This window comes from Ruegeria sp. G7, from assembly GCF_056535465.1.
Map to the genome: position 1 here is coordinate 1,613,069 of NZ_JBQFIL010000001.1, position 17,603 is coordinate 1,630,671.

Consider the following 17,603-nt stretch of genomic DNA (forward strand, 5'->3'; position numbering starts at 1 on the left):
AATCCTTTGTCGTTCAGTCAATATCTAACTTAGGCAGCCCACGGACGATTTTCATCGTCTCAAGGCTCACCGTAATAACCCTCTGGAACAGCTCAAGTGGATAGGCGGGATTGCCCATCGTCTCGACGGCATAACGGTTTGCGTCGTTGGTGATGCCGCTCTTCTTGTCCGTCTTCACGACCTGACGCTCCATCACCCATTCGAGGGCGGGCTTACCGTTCACCACGTAGTCATAGGCTTCGAGCGGGATGTCCTGCATGGTGATATTGGCGTTGTAAATCACCGTGCTCTTGACTTTGTCGCGAGCATTTCCACCGAATTTCCATTTTCCAGTGCCCACACGAAAGAAATTAGCGGGGTCTTTGATCACTGCTGTACGTAAATCACCCTGTTTGATTGTCACCGGATAGGGTGCGACGCTCTCATAGTTCACGTGCAACTCGCCCAGATCACGGCCCGCTTGGCTGAACGCCCAAAAGTCTTCAGCCTTCTTGACGCAAGGGATACGTGGAAGCTCCTTGGTCAGGTTGTCTGCATAGCGTGTGCGATACTCTTCCGAGTGCAGAAGGCCGTAAAAGTAGTAGAAAACATCTTCCTTTGTGAACTCCTGATCCGAGTAAGCTCTTTGGAAATGCAGAAAGCCCTGGTCAGTGATGCCGTCACGACAACGTGTTTCGGTTTCTTGATCACCAGAAAACAGGTTAGCCTCGCTGTCAGCAGAAGACTCCTCATAAACATTCAGCGGGAACCCTTGCCCCTTCTCAATCGTATCGAAGTTAGGCAACGCGTTGACCATCAATGCGGAGAAACCGCTTCTCGCACCCAAGCCTGACGCTATGATCATTCTGTTTTCAACGTCGCTATTCGGAAAGATGCTCTTCAACTGATAGACTGAGTGGTTGAAGATCTTGTCGAAGAAATACCATTGCTTAGTAAACGGACGGTAGGTTGCCGCCGTAATACGCGTAGGATTAAACTCAAACAGCTTGCCTCGGGCCAGAGCTTTTTTCTCGTTTGCAGCCCAGCTAATTTTGCTGGGATCAGTATCAATAAAACCTCCCACGAGAGTGTCTCTAACCTTGGCTTCAACACCAGGGTGGGCTTCATCAAAACGGCGCACTTCGTCATTGTAGAATGATGTCATGCGATTGATATTCCGCTCCACCTCTGGCTTCGAAAAATTATAGCACCACGCATCTCGTGCTGAATTCACACCGTAGGAATGGGTTTCAAACAGCGCCTCCTCTGACTTCTTCTTGTCCGCAGAAACGATGAAGTTAGCGAAGCTTTCGTCACGCTGGGCAATCCAATCACCATGCGCATCTGGTGTAATGTGCTCCCAAGCTTCGATCCCACCGATACTCTTTAGGGAACGAATGGCTGATAGTTTCTCGTCCTTCGAAAGATCATCACCAATATTATGGTAATAGATTTTGCCGGTAGTTGGTCGTTGTGGGTTTTTGACTAAAACTGAGATAGCAATACCGGTCATACTTCCGCTACCGAAGACGTTTTGCCCCTCGCCAGCCAACCCTTTACTCAGCATGTTTTTTCTAATGTCACCGCGCAGATTGAATACGTGAACCTGTGAAAACTCATCCTCTAGGCAGCGCCGAACGCCATCCATAGATGTTTTCTCAAAGACACCTGAACCCGAGACGAAAGCCACGACACCGCTTTGCCCAACCCTGTCACTCGCCCATCTGATCGCACGGATATAACTATCGTACAGTGCGTTCTTATTCACCACCTTTGAGTTTTGAGCATACGATGTTCGGATGCGCTCATCCAAACTTGGATATTTAACTATCTGGTTATTGTCGTTCTCACTGCGCTGTCTCGAAAAATAAGGCGGATTCCCTACAATTACCCGAATATCAAGTTCTTTCTGACGCTTCCGACGCTCCGAGTTATCGGGCATAAAGTGGGAGATCAGATCGTCGCTCTCGTACATCTGGAAGGTATCGGTGAGGCAGATGCCTTCGAACGGTATATAGTTCCCGCCCTGAAGGCTGTGGTACACCGCCTCGATGTTGATCGCGGCGATGTAGTAAGCCAACAACACGATTTCGTTGGCATGGATTTCGTTGCGGAATTTGTGCTCAAGCTCTTCGGGCGCGATCAGGCCGGACTGTAAGAGCCGCGTGATGAACGTGCCTGTGCCTGTGAAAGGGTCGATGATGTGGACGCCTTCTGAGCCAAGTGTTTGGCCGAATTCCTCCTGCAACACCTCGTTGACCGAATGAATGATGAAATCCACGATCTCAACGGGTGTGTAGACGATGCCAAGCTTCTCAGTAGTGCGCGGGAAGGCGTTCCGGAAGAACTTATCGTATAGCTCTACGATCAAGCGCTGTTTGGCTGACGGATCGGTAATGCCCTGGGCGCGAAGCTGCACGCTTGCATAGAATTTTTCGAGGTCTTTGGATTCCTTGTCCAGGTTAGCCTCGTTTAGCACGTCCAAGACACGCTGCATGGCGCGCGAAACGGGGTTTTCACTGGTAAACTGATGGCCTTCAAAAAGAACTTCAAAAACAGGCCGCGTGATGATGTGCTGCGCCAGCATTTCGATTGCGTCAGCTTCAGTGATCGTTTCATTTAGATCATCGCGCAGCTCTTCAAGGAAGGCGTCAAAGGCTTTGCGCGCTTCGGTGTCGGGGTCTTTAAGGATGCCTGTCAGGCGGGTGATATGGTTCTTGGCAATGTCGGCAATGTTGGTTGCCCAATCTTCCCAATAGTCCCGCGTCCCGCATTTCTTGACGATCTTGGCCATGATGGCGCGTGAGAACTCATCGACCGAAAACATCATTTCGGTCTGCTCGTGACCAGTCGCAACTGGTTCGCGCCCAGGGGTGCCGATATTCGATCTGGCGGGTGTGGCCTTCGCGGGAAGGTCTTCGACCACGGCAGTCACGGCCTTCAGCTCGTCGCTGTCGATCTCGGACGCACCGGTGACACCGATGATCTCGATCTGGCCGCTCACGTCCTGGCCAAGGGATGCCTTGTTGATGGTCGCATCGAAGCGATCATCGTGGGCGCGTAGCGCGTTCAAGATTTGCCAAACCACGCGGAATTTCTCGTTGTCAGCAAGCGCCTGCTCAGGCGGGACACCTGCGGGCACGCCCACGGGAAGGATAACATAGCCCATTTTCTTGGTGTCGGTCTTTCGCATGACGCGGCCAACCGATTGCACCACGTCGATCTGGCTCTTGCGCGGGTGCAGAAACATGATCGCATCAAGGGCGGGCACGTCTACGCCTTCAGAGAGGCAACGGGCATTGGTGAGAATACGGCATGTATGATCGCCTGCGTCGGCCTTCAGCCAGTCAAGAAGCCTGCCGCGCTCCTTGGCGTTGAATGTGCCGTCTACATGCTCGATCTCGCAGCGGAGTTGGTCATCGTCTTCCTCGATGTCATCAAGGATCGGATCATCACCAAGGAATTCATCGACCACGGCCGAGAATTCGTCGCGGATCAGCTTCGAGCTGCGGATATCTTTGCAGAATGCCAGGGCGCGGCGCATCGGGTGCGGATCGGCGGCAACATCAGCTTTCATATCGGTCTTGGTCAGCGCTTTGTAGCATCCGACGATCTTGGTGGCGTCATCGAGGACAAGCTCGCTTGCGCTGTCCGCAAGGCGCTTTTGAACGCCGGTGCTGATGAGCCCTTCGTCCATTGCCAGGACGATTACCTTGTAGTCGGTGAGCAGATTGTTCTGAACCGCCCATGAGAAGCCACGGTAGAAGAGGGTTTTCCCAAAAAGGCTTTCATCGTCCATTGAGGCGAGCACGGCGTCGGCCTCATCGGCCTTCGCTTTGACGTTATCGCCGAAGATTCGCGGCGTAGCAGTCATGTAGAGGCGCTTCTTGCCTCGGATTACGTCATTGTCGTGAACTTTCACGAAGTTGGAATCATCGTCACCCGCGAGTGTCGCGCCGGTCGTCCGGTGCGCTTCATCACAGATGATCAGATCAAACTCAGGGTGTTCGTGGTGCTTCTGGGCGTCAGCAATGACCTGGATCGATTGGTAGGTTGCAAACACAACCGTCATCTTTTCGGATGCTGGATGGTTGACGCCTTCGGCCAGTTTGGTCGCGTCGGTGCTGGCTGGAAAAGCAAGATCGAGGATGTCGATCTCCGCCACGTCATTGTTGTTCGCGCGGCGCTTGCCAACTTGGGTGTCGGAGCATACGGCAAAGGAACGGAGCGGTGTCTCTGTATCACTCGTCCATTCGCGCACAGTCTGCGCCATGAGCGCTAGAGATGGTACTAGAAAAAGGACAAGCTTGCCTTGTCCAGCCAGGTCTTCAGCGATCTTCAGGCTGGTAAAGGTTTTTCCCGTTCCGCAGGCCATGATCATCTTGCCGCGATCGGCTTCGGCTAATCCTGCCCGCACGTCACGCAACGCTTCCTTCTGGTGCGTCCTGAGAGTTTTTTTATCAGCCAGGACAACCTCGCCATCGGCGGAGAAGGTTTCCCAAAGGATAGGGCTTTCCTGAAGATCGTTGAGGCCGATGCGGATGGTCGGAATCGACTGCCCTCGGATCATCGTTTCGGCGTTTCCACTCCATGTGCGCTCGGTGGTGTCGATGATCACGCGCCGCTTGAAGGGCTCTTTGCCCGATGCCGAAATGAAGCTATCGATGTCTTCTTTTCGGATGCGGTAGTTCGCATCATAAAACTTGCATTGTATGGCGGCGTAGCCGTCTTCATCTCTGATCTTCGCCACAAGGTCTATGCCGGTGTCGCGGCGGTCCCATCCGTGCTCATCTGCCCAGGCAGAATAAGGCTTCACGTCCTCATACTGTTCCACCTGCATTGGATCATGCGTGAGATAAGCGATGGCAAGCCGTTCAAAATATGTGCCCTTTTCGCGTTCAGTCCGTGCGGCGGCCCTATATGAATCAAGTAGCGCTACAAGCGAAGTCGGGGTTGGATTCACCGTTTCAAATTCTTGATTGTATGAAATGCTCACAAGAGTACCTCGATGTGTTTTTTGTTTAATGTTAGCACCCCAAGCGCACGGGCACACCACCGAATGTTCGTGAATAGTTCGATATCCACACAGAGTAACGTGATCCATCTTCGGCAAGATGGCGGCATCCAAACCGCGCAGGGTTGGTCTCCATGAAATGGTCTGGATGAAATCCTCATGGGGGTATCGGTGGGAGCTCGAAGGCTCCCGTGATTGGTGATCGAACGGCCAGTCGTTCGTGCATGGTTCGGTGCAGGTGGAGAGGCACGTCTCCAAGTCCTGCGAGTGGGTTTCAAGGGGCGCGATAGCCCCTGATCTTCCAGAAGGGATCGATGGGTGCAGGGAGAGCGAAGTCTCCCGCGAGTGTTTGACCGGCGATACGGTCTGTTGGCTCTAAAATGGGTTCAATACCCTGGAAGAGCCATGGCCGGAGGGATGCAACGGGAGCGCGCAGCGGGCTCCCTTGCCAAGATGCGGTGTACTACACCGCACATCTTGCGGGTGAGAGATGAGGGAAAACCAGCGCAAAGTCTTTCGATCCAGAAAGTTTTGCGACGACACTCGAACTTCTTTCGATCACACCCGAAACAGGACCATGGCAAATTTGCACATATTCCATTTTTAGAATACAATAAATTGGTGATACAGTTGGGAGCCATTGCCGCCTTAGAAGATATTGTTGCCTTCAATACTGAAGTTGCCAGCGAACTTCGTGCTGTCTTTGACGACTTTCGTTCCACGACACATGGTCAGTTTTTCACCGTAGCACCCATGGAGAACTTTCAAACAGATGAGCTTGGGGTGAGCACATTTGCCATGTACAATACTCCCGGCACGCCCGATTTTTCATTCCTGATGGAAATTCAGCCGAGTGGTTTAGCGGAAATTTCAATGCAAAGCGTTAATTCCCAACACTCTGAAGACTTCGTCGTTCCTCTTGTCTCGGAAAGCGGAGGATCGCCCGCCATGCTAGCGGCTAGAGTTGTTGGAGCAGTCTTGGAACGAGATCAACTGTCCAGCTTTGGAAGAAGCTTCAGGCAATATGTAAGTGATCGACTAGCAGGGCGCGAACCTGAATCAATTCCAAAATTGGACTTCCCAGGAAAGCACTCGGAATAAGCATGAGGACAAACAAGTTCGAGCGCTTCAAACATGTTTGTGCCTAACTGGAGCACAGCCTTTCCATCGTTTCTTAGAGCTCAAGCTCGTTGATAGCGATAAGCCGCTCGAGTTTTTCCTTAACGCGCCTGCCGTATAGGCGTTCAGAGCTGTCCAGAGTATGACAAGCGCTATATCTTGCCTCGGTAGACTCATCTTGCTCCCAAAGTTCAAATTGGTGTTCAATCTTTTCATACAAGATTGCCGACAGGTTCTCAGGTCTTAGATGTTTCAACTCATCTCTTGAGAGCTGGATGTCGGTAGCTCGAAGTTTGAGATCATAGGCATCCAACTGTTTTTCGAAGTCCTGCTGGCCCTCTAGTGACTTTATGCAAGGGTCTATGACATCTTGGATTAGGTAAGGTAGGGCAAGAAATACGGTGTCGTCCCAGCTTTCAAATTCTTGTAGTGCTCTCATGTATTGCGCATGAGCGTTTTTGTGTTCATGCATTTCTATGTGAACCAGGGCTGCAAGAAATATGGAGTCGAAGTACTCTTCAGATTTTGGTCCAAGCACTTCCGTGAATATCTGTTCGGCAAGCTTTGCTGCGCCAAGAGCGCTCTCTTTGTCACCCGCTGTTAGGGAAACGTCACCATAGTTCAGTAGGCAGTTTCCGATAAGGGGGCCAACATACCTATATGATTGAGAGCCCAAAACCCTAGATGACAAAAAGTTTAATCTATCTACGTGCTCCGGCAGAATCGTGAGCGCATATCGGTCTGGGTGGTTTGTATACGCGCTAACTACGAATGTCTTTTCGCCAAACCTTTCTTCAAGGACCTCAATCAACCTCTTGAGATTTTTGTCTGAGTAAACATCGACATCCGTTTTTCGCTCTACGAACGTCATGTTGAGGTTCGAAAAGCGCACTGCCTCTTTTTGCTTTCTTCGGTGTTCCTCAATTCTTTCTTCTTGCGCTTTTTCTTCCTCTAGCCCCAAAATGTAAGATGGCTTTTGTGTAGGCTTCTGGGCTTGCCTTTCGACCTTATTCCTCTCGATGAAAGCATGGAATTTTATTGCTCCGGAGTCTCCGTCAAGTGCCTTGAGGATTCTGTTGAGCGTGTCTTTATGAGGATAAGTAATGCCCTTACGAATTCGGAAAACTGTGGTCCTGCTGACGCCACTGATTGATGCTAGACGTTCGTCAGACAACACTAGCTCGACCATCCGTTCCTCTAAGTATTTGGGGAGGAACTTTTTTTGATCAGTTTCCTTCAATCCATCACTCTCATCAACTCGGCAGCACAAGATGCAACATTATGCAACACGGATGCAACAGTCTGACACTGCCATTTGAACCAGCACGTCGTCATCCTGGGAAGCAAGTCTTGGTCCCCAAGACTAGATGACCGTAATAGGAGATTATCCATGCGAAAGCATCCATCAACTGGCTGGCACACTTTTTGTCCCGATGCCTATTGTCCTTTGTTAACACTGTCCGACGCCCGTTGCCCCATCAAGGTCACATGTTTGAAGCGACGTGTCCTAAATTTGGGGGTCCATCACGCGAAGCTCTTGGATCACATCACCGATCTCAATCGTGACTACTCGGGACGCTTCTTCGATCCGATTGCCGGTTTCTTGGATGCGCGAACTGGCAAGTTTCGAGAAGTCTTCGTCGACTTAGACCCGTTGGAAGAAGCGCCTGTCGAATGGTGGCGCGACAACTTCGGGCCCGCCGTGACCGCTAGACCTATTATCCGCGTCCGCCGCGAGGCACGGCCACGGTGGCAAGCTTTGGGAAGCGTCTACTTTGCTTGGCACCCTTGGGAGCGGATGACATGGAGTCTTGAAGCCGCAAACGATAATCGTGCTCCTGTTTCGGTGTAGTATTATCCACCGCTGACAGCGCCTTTGGTCATCTAAGTTCTGAAGCACCGCCCGACTCGGAGCGGTGCTTTTCTTTCCTGACATCAAGAGGTGAATCCATGACCGCAGTGTCCTGGCTGAGCTTGCTTGCCTCTAGCGGAGGCTTCGCGAGCGGAAGCTACTTTCTAAAACGATACGCTGATATCGGTTCGTTCGCTGATCTGGGATGCGCCTTCGCAATCTTTGCGTTGAGCAATCTGATTTACGTGAATGTCCTCGCCAAAGGGCTTGGACAAGGTGCTGCCATGTCGAGCATGACGCATCTGATCCTGATGACCATCATTGGCATGACAGCGTTTGGCGAGCGTCTAACCTATCATCAAGTTGGCGGGTTGATGTTTGCCCTTTGCAGCATCTGGCTATTTGCCAATTCCACGCACTCAGTCGCCAGCTAATGGCATCTATCCCCCGAAACGTGTTCGACGGTTGCTGTAGACAGTGAATCGAAGCGACACGAATTCGTTTCACAAATCTTCAAACCTCGGAACAAAGGATCATGAACACGAACCACGCAAAGGCGGGGCAGAATCTCTTTATGTCTTCTGTCACCGGCCTCGCCAATGTGCTGGCTTTCATTGCTGCGTTTCTCGGGGGGCCGACGCTCTACTACGCAACGGCACCCTACGTTTTGGAACTGACCTACCAGACCTATGGCGGTGAGATCATCGGTCTCGCAAAGCTGGTCTGGTACGGCCTGAGCTACCTGCTCATCTTCTTCGTGGCACGCGCAACAATCGGAACAGCACTGATTTTCGGCGGATTGGCAATCGTCACCCGCTTCATGTGAGCACTCAACAAAGGAGGAAGTGCAATGGCTCGTCACAGAGTACGCGGCCTTTTGGTCGAAAAAGAAGAAAGCGTCTGGCCTGCTGTGATCGCGGTGGTGATCTTTCTGATCATCATCGGCGCGGCTATCGGCTGATCCGTGCTTCATCAAAACTGAACCCAAGGGTCGCCGAAAGGCGGCCCTTTTTTCTTTGGGGGAAACAAATGAACTTCGACAATGAAACTGACCGTTTTGGTAGCGCTGTATGGGCCACCGAACGTCAACTTTCTCGCGCTGACCTCCTGGGTGGCGCTGGCATGCAGTTCGGCTACTTCGGCCAATCTGCGCTGACCCTTGAATCGGATGCGCCACGGCTAAGCGTGGCTGGCGCGGGGGCTGGAAAAATGAGGGATTTGCTGTCCATGGCCGTCGCCCAGGCAGCAGGAATGCGCAACTTCATCCTCGATCCGCGCGGCGAAATCGCCTCGGTCACGATGGTCAATTTCGCAATAGCGGGAGCGCATGCGTATTGCTGGAATCCAACGAGTCTGCATGACCTGCCGCAACATGCAATGCAGCCGCTCGACATCCTGAAGTTGGAAAGCCCGTCATTCCATGCAGACTGCAAGTTCATTCTGCAAAGTCTTATTCCAGTCAGTGGTTCTGCGAGCGGAAAATACTTTGAGCTAAGAGCGCAAGAATGGGGGGAGGCCTTCGTCAAAATGCTCGTCGAGCGTGACGGTGAGGTGTCTTTCCCTTCGCTCTACCGAACCTTGAACGCCATCGAATCCAACACTGGTGAATGGCCTGACATTCTTGAATTCATGCTTGGTTCCAGCATGGAAAGCGTGCGCCGCTGCGCAGGCGAGATGCTGGTCAAACAGCAAGACAGCCCGCGCGAGTTCGGAAGCATCGTCGGCGAACTCTACGCCTACTTGAACTTCCTTGATGATCCGATGCTTCAACGGGCTCTTGAGAACCCGCGCGCTTCGCTATCGGCAACCTGTGATCCCGCACAACCCGCGACGTGGTTCATCAATGTTCCTATCGAATACGTTTCGATCTGGGCTCCCGTGCTGCGGACGATGTTCACGGTTCAGATGCTCTACAAATCTCGAAATCCGTCGTCGCCTCCGGTGAATATGATCATCGATGAAGCAGGACAGCTCGGTAACTTTGATGCTCTGTTGCGGTCCTTCACCTTCGGTCGTGGTGCTGGCATTCGTGCCTGGGCCTTGTTTCAGGATGCGGGGCAGATTACCCGAAACTTCGGCCCGACAGGATTGCAGGGCTTCATGGGGTCAGCGGCCTTGCGGCAGTTCTTTGGCGTGCGCGACTATCAGACCGCACAACTCGTATCGTCGATGCTCGGACAGGAAACGCTGGAATATGACGATACACTCCGGCAATCGCAGGCGAGTCAAGCCAAGCGGCAAGCTGCCATGAGCATCCTTGGCGGAAGTGATCCGTTCGCAGCCGCTCAGAACTTCCGTCATCACGCGTTCGAAGAGACGCACCGAACCAAGCAAGCCCGTGCATTGATGACGCCTGATGAAATCTTGGCGATGCCCGAGGACAGGCAGATTTGTTTTGTCTCAGGCAAGAGCCTGGGACCGATCCTTGGGCACAAATATCCGTACTACGCGCGTCCTGAATTTACGGGACGGTTCCTGCCCAATCCGTTTCACCCACCGCTTGATCGCGTTTCTATCCCCCGCAGGTGGGGGCGCGGAACGGCTAAGGTGATCACGGAAGCGGTGCCCAACAAGTTTGCACACTTCCCTCAATATGACGCTGGCTCTTGGTCTTACGTCCAAGGTTATCGCCCGCGCTAAACCCAATCAGGAGAAATCTATGTCTCAAGAAAGAGAGGAAGACAGACGTCCAAAAGTGCGTCATCGCGACGGGCTTGTGGAAGTCGCAGTTTGGGAACGCGAGACTGACAAAGGACCAGTCTATAACACAGAAAGAACGCGCTCTTATCGCGACGAAGACGGGAAGTGGAAAAAGACCCACTCCATTCCTGAACGCGATCTTTTGAAGGCGGCGCGCCTCGATCAGAAGGCTTACGAAAGTATCGCAAGGTTACGGCAACAAGCGCAAGACGGGCCTGAGAAGCGCGAGCCGCGCCGCCGTCAACGTGATGATAGAGAGCGGTAAGTCAATGTAGGCGGGGCGTTCGGCAGTGCTTGAGCGTCCCGTTGCTTCGCCGATGTTTTTGCCGAACATCGCCAAAACATGGTACAATTGAAAAAAGGTGCGGCGGCGAAAGCCAGTCTCAGCAAGCGTTAGCGCTTCATCGCACCACAAGTGAACAGCCAACTTGGCGGTTCACGCAACGATCCAAATAACGAAATGCCGACCCGCGTCATGCTCCAGTGGCCGCGCTGGGCTCCTTCGTCCCAATCGAAAAGGATGATCCTTCTTGAAAGATATCGAAACCATAGCTGAGAATGCTTTGTCTGACGCCATTGAGAATGCAGTCAAAGGCCGTTCCAACACGAGCCTAGAGATCGATGTCGAACGATACCAAGCGTATCTCGACGAACCCTCGCTTTCGCGCGACCAGAAGCTAGAGATTCTCACTGCGTTCTGGTCTGTCATCACAACTTTTGTGGAGCTGGGTTTTGGGGTCCATCCTGTCCAACAAGCTTGTGGAAAACCCAGAACAGAGCTTGAACATGCGGGCTTTTCGGAGTCCACTGAAGTACAATTGGATCAACGCACACAACCAGAAGAACAAACGCCCGCGCCCTGATCGCAGGCGAGAAAGAGAGGATTCATGGGAGTCCCGGAAGCAAACATGGAGCCAGTTAAGGCCCTCATTTATTGCCGCGTCTCGACAACCAAGCAGAAGCTTACTGGCTCTGGCTTAGACAGTCAGGAACATCGCTGCCGCCAGTACGCTGAGAGCAAGGGATACGACGTTGAGATGGTTTTCCCTGACGACGCATCAGGCGGCGGGGACTTCATGAAGCGCCCTGGCATGTGCGGCATGCTAGCTTATCTTGATGCGCAGTAAGGCAAAGAGTACGTCGTCATTTTTGACGATCTCAAGCGCTTTGCACGCGATGTTGAATTCCATATCAAGCTACGCCGTGAATTCGCAGACCGTGGCGCTCGCGTCGAGTGTCTCAACTTCGCATTTGAAGACACGCCAGAAGGAAAGTTCATCGAAACCATCATCGCCGCGCAAGGCGAATTGGAACGGGAACAAAACCGTCGCCAAGTAAAACAGAAAATGATGGCGCGCGTTGAGAAAGGCTACTGGGTCTTTCACGCGCCTGTCGGATACAAATTCGAGACGAACCGTATCCATGGAAAGCTACTAGCTCCTGACGAGCCCATCGCGGAATGCTTGCGGGAGGCTCTTAATGGCTATGCCAATGGCCGTTTTCGGTCTCAAGCTGAGGTACAGCGCTTCCTCGAAGGCCAGCCGGACTTTCCGAAGGATCAACCAAATGGGAAAATCCGTGCATGGAAGATCACCAAGATACTACGCAATCCAATCTACGCGGGGCACGTTCAGGCCAAGAAGTGGGGCGTTTCGCTCCGTCGTGGCCATCATGAACCGCTGATCAGTTATGCGACCCATGAGCAAATCTTGCGGAACCTGAAAGAGGGTGCGCGTCCCGCAGCAAGAGCTGACTTCTCGCCTGACTTCCCGCTGCGCGGTCACGTCCATTGCAGCGCGTGCGGAAATGCGATGACAGGTGCTTGGTCCAAGGGCAAATACAAGCACTATGCTTACTACCGCTGCGAGACACGCGGTTGCTCGCAAAAAAGCAAGTCGATCCCTAAAGCCAGACTTGAAGACGGCTTCGAGGATGTTCTCAAGAGCCTCCAGCCGACCAAGCATTTGGTCGATCTGGCAATCGCCATGTTCAAAGACGCATGGAACGGTCGTCTGGAACTGGCCAAAGCGGATCGTGCTGAGTGGGCGCGCCAAGTGAAAGCTGCTGACGAGAGTATCTTGGAACTCGTTGACCGTATGGTCGAGACCAAGAACTCCTCTGTTCTCAAAGCGCTGGAAGCCAAGATCGAGAAGCTCGAACGTCAGAAGTTGGTGTTGGTCTCGAAGGCCGAAGAACCCCTCCCGAATGCGGCGAGGTTTGAAGAATGTATGGAACTCGCACTGCGATTCCTTTCAAGGCCTTGGGATATCTACAAAAATGGAAGCTATGCGGTGCGCCAGACAGTCTTGAGGTTGGCGTTTTCTGAACCGCTCAAGTTCACGCCAGAAGGTATGTATGGAACACCAAAAACCACCTTACCCTTCAGGGTGTTAGGAGGTTTTTCCGGAAAAAAGTGCGAGATGGTGCTGCTGGAGAGAATTGAACTCTCGACCTCTCCCTTACCAAGGGAGTGCTCTACCTCTGAGCTACAGCAGCGCTGTGGCGGGTGATTAGACTCAAACGAAACGCGGCGCAAGGGTGTCTGGACGGTTTTTTTCCACTCCTGTAGAGAAAGGCAATGGCAGATAAAAATTCACCTAAAAAGAACGGCAAATCCGGGGATGCGCGCGAAGAGAGGCTGAAGGCGGCGCTCAAGGCGAATATGGCGCGGCGCAAGGCGCAGGCCAAGGCACGCGCGGCATCTGGAGGCAAGGCCGGTAAGGACGAGGGATAAGAGCAAATGGATTCAATTCTGGTGACGGGCAACGGCCCATTGAACGGGCAAATCCCCATAGCAGGGGCAAAGAATGCATGCCTGACACTGATGCCAGCGACATTGCTCAGTGAAGAGCCGCTGACCCTGACCAATGCGCCCCGGCTGAGCGATATCAAGACCATGACTGAGTTGCTGCAATCGCTTGGGGCCGAGGTCTCGGCGCTGCAGGACGGGCAGGTGATCGCCATGTCCAGCCATGACCTGACCAGCCACGTGGCCGACTACGATATCGTGCGCAAGATGCGCGCCTCGAACCTTGTGCTGGGGCCGTTGCTGGCGCGGTTCGGGCAGGCAGTTGTCTCGCTGCCCGGTGGCTGCGCCATTGGCGCGCGGCCCATGGACCTGCATGTGGAGGGGCTGGAAGCGTTGGGGGCCGAGATCGAGCTGAAAGACGGCTACCTGCACGCCAACGCCCCCGACGGGCTGAAAGGTGCGGTGCATGAGATGCGTTTTGCATCCGTGGGCGCGACCGAGAATATCGTCATGGCCGCCACGCTGGCCAAGGGCACCACGGTGTTGAAAAACGCCGCGCGCGAGCCCGAGATCGTCGATCTGGTCGAATGCCTGCGCAAGATGGGTGCGCAGATCTCGGGCGAAGGAACCTCGACCATCGAAATTCAGGGCGTTGACCGCCTGCATGGCGCGACTCATCAGGTCGTGACCGACCGGATCGAGCTGGGCACCTATATGCTGGCTCCTGCGATTTGCGGTGGCGAGGTCGAACTGCTGGGCGGCCGGATGCGGCTGGTCGAAAGCTTTGCCGCCAAGCTGGATGCGGCGGGGATCAGTGTCGCCGAGACCGAGAAGGGCTTGAAAGTCGCTCGTAAGAATGGGCGGGTTCGGGCCGTGGATGTTGTCACCGAGCCGTTCCCCGGTTTCCCGACCGACCTGCAGGCGCAGATGATGGCGCTGATGTGCACTGCCGAAGGTGTGTCCGTTCTTGAAGAGCGTATTTTCGAGAATCGCTTTATGCATGCGCCAGAGCTTGTGCGCATGGGTGCGAATATTGAGGTGCATGGAGGTACGGCGACCGTCACCGGGGTTGAGCGCCTCAAAGGCGCGCCGGTGATGGCAACGGACCTGCGGGCCTCGGTCTCGTTGATCCTGGCGGGACTGGCGGCGGAAGGTGAAACAACGGTCAGCCGGGTCTATCATCTGGATCGCGGATATGAGCATGTGGTGCGCAAGCTGGAAGGCGTAGGCGCAAAGATTGAACGGATTAAGGGCCAATGACAGACGCGAGTTTCAAAGATGGCCGCGAGGCACCGCTGAACCTTGGGGCCGAGGATACCGATGACCTGCAGGTTATCGCGACGCTGACGCAGGACGCGGTCTTCCCGGTGACCGAGATGACATGGCAACCCGGCCAACGCCGCTTTGCTCTGTTGCTCAATCGGTTCCGCTGGGAAGACAGGGATGCGGCCGCCCGGCGCGGGCGCGCCTATGAGCGCGTGCAGGCGGTTTTGATGTTCGGCTCGGTTCTGTCCGTGGCCAGTCAGGGCATTGATCGTAGCGACAAGGACATGATCTTGTCGCTGTTGTCGGTCGATTTCGAACCGGCTGAGGATGGCGCGGGCCAAATCCTGCTGACGCTGGCCGGCGACGGGGCAATCCGCCTGTCGGTCGAGGCAATCGATGTGACACTCAAGGATGTGACGCGGCCGTACAAGGCACCATCCGGTCACGCCCCCCATCACCCCGAGTGACCAACAAACGCGGCATTGCGCAGGCCTTTCCCAACCCCCCCGCAGGGTACTGAAATACGGCGGGCGACCGTGTTTGATGTTTTTGGCATCAGCCGCGTCCTGACCCGCTCGATCCGCGATCTGTGTCAGGCCGATCATCTGGATGATCCCGAAAAGCTTGACCAGTGGACCGCCAACAAGGACCCTGCCAGCATCCGCAGCTGGATCGACGGCGGAGCGGAGCTGTGGGTGGTAACCTGGGCTAACGAGGTCGCAGCGGTCGGCGGATTGCGCACTGGCGGAGAGGTCACACTACTTTATGTCGATCCCGATCACACCGGGCGCGGGCTTGGCTCAGCGCTGCTGACCCGGGTCGAAGAGGCCCTGCGCGCGCAGGGCTGCAGGCAGGCGCATCTGCACGCCACCAAAACCGCGCATGACTTCTATCTTGCGCAAGGCTGGCATGATCACGGCGACCCCGCAGACTGGCATGGCATCCCCCAATTCCCGATGCGCAAATCGCTGCACCCCACGGGCTGAGGGTTGAGGACACCCCGCGCGGGCGATAAGACCCGGTGAAACGCCTTTCGGAGTACCGCCATGCCCGTTTTCCTCGACACCACCGCGCCCGATTTCGAGACCGCGTTTCAGGCACTGTTGACCGCCAAGCGTGAGGACAGCCCCGATGTTGATGCGGTTGTGGCGCAGATCATCGACGACGTGCGGGCGCGCGGCGACATGGCTGTGATCGAACTGACCTCTAAATTCGACCGGCTGGAGCTGACGCTCGAAACCATGGCCTTCAGCGTCGATGAGATCGCTGAGGCCGTCGCGCAGGTCACGCCCGAGGATCGCGCCGCGCTTGAACTGGCCGCCGACCGCATCCGCGCCTATCACATGCGCCAGATGCCCGAGGATCAGGAATGGACCGATGCGGCGGGCGCAACGCTCGGCTGGCGTTGGTCGGCGGTTTCGGCGGCGGGCTTGTATGTGCCGGGCGGGCTGGCCTCCTACCCGTCCTCTGTGCTGATGAACGCGATCCCGGCCAAGGTGGCGGGGGTTGAGCGGCTGGCCATCGTCGTGCCGACGCCGGACGGGCAAGTGAACCCTCTGGTCCTGCTGGCCGCGCAACTGGCGGGCGTGGATGAGGTCTATCGCATCGGCGGCGCGCAGGCGATTGCCGCGCTGGCTTATGGCACCGACACGATCGCGCCGGTCGACAAGATCACCGGGCCCGGCAATGCCTTTGTCGCCGCCGCCAAACGCCGCGTGTTCGGCAAGGTGGGCATCGACATGATCGCGGGCCCGTCCGAGATTCTGGTGATTGCCGACAAGGACAACGACCCCGACTGGATCGCTTTGGACCTGCTCAGCCAGGCCGAACATGACGAAAGCGCGCAATCCATTCTGATCACCGACGATGCCGGTTTTGGTCAGGCCGTCGCGCAGGCGGTTGAAAAGCGCCTCGAAACCCTGCAACGCCGCGCCATCGCGGGGGCAAGCTGGCGCGATTTCGGCGCGGTGATCACCGTGCGCGATCTGGATGAGGCCGCAGCGCTGTCCAACCGCATCGCCCCCGAACACCTCGAATTGTGCGTTGCCGACCCGGTGGCGCTCAGCCAGAAAACCATCCACGCCGGTGCCATATTCCTTGGCCAATACACGCCCGAAGCCATCGGCGATTATGTCGGCGGGCCCAACCACGTGCTGCCCACGGCGCGTTCGGCACGGTTTTCCTCAGGCCTCAGCGTGATGGATTTCCTCAAACGCACCACGCTCAGCCAGATGACGCCAGAGGCGCTGCGCGCGGTAGGTCCTGCGGCTGAAACGCTGGCCCGATCCGAAAGCCTTGAGGCGCATGGCCTCTCTGTGACCGCGCGCCTGAACCGCTTGAATGGCTGAGTGCGCAATGACCCTGCGCCCGCGCGCTTCTGTGCGTTGCCCATTGAAATCCATTGCTATAGGTCTGTGCTGACGTAAGGATTGTGACCGTAAAGATGACCCGTATCTCGCATATCGAACTGGACGACCGAAACCTGCCCCCGCCGACCCCCGAGATCGAGCAGGAGCGCAAGGTTGCCATCTATGATCTGCTCGAACAGAATTCATTCACTCTGCCTGCCCGCGACGATCGTACGACCCCGGAGGGGCCGTATCATGTACAGCTGTCGATCCGCGACAAACGGCTGGTTTTTGACATCGAAACCGAAGCCAGCGAGAAGGCTGCCGAGTTTCACCTGTCGCTAGGTCCGTTCCGGCAGGTGGTCAAGGACTACTTCCAGATCTGTGAGAGCTATTTCAACGCGGTGAAGAACCTGCCCCCCAGCCAGATCGAAACAATCGACATGGCCCGGCGCGGCATCCACAACGAAGGCAGTCGCGTTTTGCAGGAACGGCTGGAAGGCAAGGCCGAGGTTGATACAGACACTGCCCGTCGCCTGTTCACGCTGATCTGCGTGCTGCATTTCGGAGGCTAAC

15 protein-coding genes, 1 tRNA gene and 1 pseudogene are annotated in these 17,603 nt (G+C 55.1%); 14 read left to right on the forward strand and 3 right to left on the reverse strand.

The features are described 5' to 3' along the window. Positions 1-13: 13 nt before the first annotated feature. Positions 14-4,975 (reverse strand): DEAD/DEAH box helicase, encoded by a 4,962-nt coding sequence (locus ACR3EN_RS08110; RefSeq protein ID WP_480870943.1) that lies wholly within the window; start codon positions 4,973-4,975, stop codon positions 14-16. A 423-nt stretch (positions 4,976-5,398) separates the two neighbouring features. Between ACR3EN_RS08110 and ACR3EN_RS08115 the strand changes: the two genes are divergently transcribed. Beyond that, positions 5,399-6,094, forward strand: coding sequence for a hypothetical protein (locus tag ACR3EN_RS08115; RefSeq protein WP_480870945.1), 696 nt, complete (start codon positions 5,399-5,401; stop codon positions 6,092-6,094). A 73-nt stretch (positions 6,095-6,167) separates the two neighbouring features. Here ACR3EN_RS08115 and ACR3EN_RS08120 read toward each other — a convergent pair whose 3' ends face one another. Further along, the gene (locus tag ACR3EN_RS08120) at positions 6,168-7,352 is read right to left on the reverse strand and encodes a helix-turn-helix domain-containing protein (RefSeq protein WP_480870947.1); all 1,185 of its coding nucleotides are present in this window, start codon (positions 7,350-7,352) and stop codon (positions 6,168-6,170) included. Positions 7,353-7,502: 150 nt separating this feature from the next. Between ACR3EN_RS08120 and ACR3EN_RS08125 the strand changes: the two genes are divergently transcribed. From ACR3EN_RS08125 to ACR3EN_RS08155, 7 genes and pseudogenes are all read left to right on the forward strand, one after another. After that, positions 7,503-7,964, forward strand: coding sequence for a hypothetical protein (locus tag ACR3EN_RS08125; protein WP_480870949.1), 462 nt, complete (start codon positions 7,503-7,505; stop codon positions 7,962-7,964). Positions 7,965-8,062: 98 nt separating this feature from the next. After that, the gene (locus ACR3EN_RS08130; RefSeq protein ID WP_480870951.1) at positions 8,063-8,398 is read left to right on the forward strand and encodes a hypothetical protein; all 336 of its coding nucleotides are present in this window, start codon (positions 8,063-8,065) and stop codon (positions 8,396-8,398) included. A gap of 101 nt (positions 8,399-8,499) precedes the next feature. Beyond that, complete coding sequence (locus tag ACR3EN_RS08135) at positions 8,500-8,790, forward strand: hypothetical protein (protein WP_271308719.1); 291 nt, start codon at positions 8,500-8,502, stop codon at positions 8,788-8,790. A gap of 203 nt (positions 8,791-8,993) precedes the next feature. After that, a complete protein-coding gene (locus tag ACR3EN_RS08140) occupies positions 8,994-10,604 on the forward strand; it encodes a type IV secretory system conjugative DNA transfer family protein (RefSeq protein WP_480870953.1) in 1,611 nt (536 codons plus the stop codon). Between the two features lie 19 nt (positions 10,605-10,623). Next, positions 10,624-10,929, forward strand: a complete 306-nt coding sequence (locus tag ACR3EN_RS08145; protein WP_480870955.1) for a hypothetical protein — start codon at positions 10,624-10,626, stop codon at positions 10,927-10,929. Between the two features lie 265 nt (positions 10,930-11,194). Next, positions 11,195-11,527, forward strand: coding sequence for a hypothetical protein (locus ACR3EN_RS08150; protein ID WP_480870957.1), 333 nt, complete (start codon positions 11,195-11,197; stop codon positions 11,525-11,527). A 45-nt stretch (positions 11,528-11,572) separates the two neighbouring features. Next, a pseudogene (locus ACR3EN_RS08155) lies at positions 11,573-12,544 on the forward strand (recombinase family protein); the annotation flags it as partial. Between the two features lie 541 nt (positions 12,545-13,085). Here the strand turns inward: ACR3EN_RS08155 and ACR3EN_RS08160 are convergent. Beyond that, positions 13,086-13,160: transfer RNA gene (locus tag ACR3EN_RS08160), tRNA-Thr, on the reverse strand. An 82-nt stretch (positions 13,161-13,242) separates the two neighbouring features. On the opposite strand from ACR3EN_RS08160, the gene ACR3EN_RS08165 reads away from it, so the two are divergent. From ACR3EN_RS08165 to ACR3EN_RS08190, 6 genes are all read left to right on the forward strand, one after another. Next, complete coding sequence (locus ACR3EN_RS08165; RefSeq protein WP_480824902.1) at positions 13,243-13,398, forward strand: hypothetical protein; 156 nt, start codon at positions 13,243-13,245, stop codon at positions 13,396-13,398. A 6-nt stretch (positions 13,399-13,404) separates the two neighbouring features. Continuing rightward, positions 13,405-14,673 carry a UDP-N-acetylglucosamine 1-carboxyvinyltransferase gene (murA, locus tag ACR3EN_RS08170; protein WP_480824900.1) on the forward strand — a complete coding sequence of 423 codons (1,269 nt, stop codon included), beginning with the start codon at positions 13,405-13,407 and terminating at the stop codon, positions 14,671-14,673. Continuing rightward, positions 14,670-15,146 carry a DUF2948 family protein gene (locus ACR3EN_RS08175; RefSeq protein ID WP_480824898.1) on the forward strand — a complete coding sequence of 159 codons (477 nt, stop codon included), beginning with the start codon at positions 14,670-14,672 and terminating at the stop codon, positions 15,144-15,146. The genes murA and ACR3EN_RS08175 overlap by 4 nt, the downstream gene beginning before the upstream one ends. A gap of 69 nt (positions 15,147-15,215) precedes the next feature. Continuing rightward, positions 15,216-15,665: a GNAT family N-acetyltransferase gene (locus ACR3EN_RS08180; RefSeq protein ID WP_480824896.1), complete on the forward strand. Its 450-nt coding sequence runs from the start codon at positions 15,216-15,218 to the stop codon at positions 15,663-15,665. A 60-nt stretch (positions 15,666-15,725) separates the two neighbouring features. Next, positions 15,726-17,027 carry a histidinol dehydrogenase gene (gene hisD, locus ACR3EN_RS08185; RefSeq protein WP_480824894.1) on the forward strand — a complete coding sequence of 434 codons (1,302 nt, stop codon included), beginning with the start codon at positions 15,726-15,728 and terminating at the stop codon, positions 17,025-17,027. 95 nt (positions 17,028-17,122) lie between these two features. Beyond that, a complete protein-coding gene (locus tag ACR3EN_RS08190) occupies positions 17,123-17,602 on the forward strand; it encodes a UPF0262 family protein (protein ID WP_480824892.1) in 480 nt (159 codons plus the stop codon). Position 17,603 lies beyond the last annotated feature (1 nt).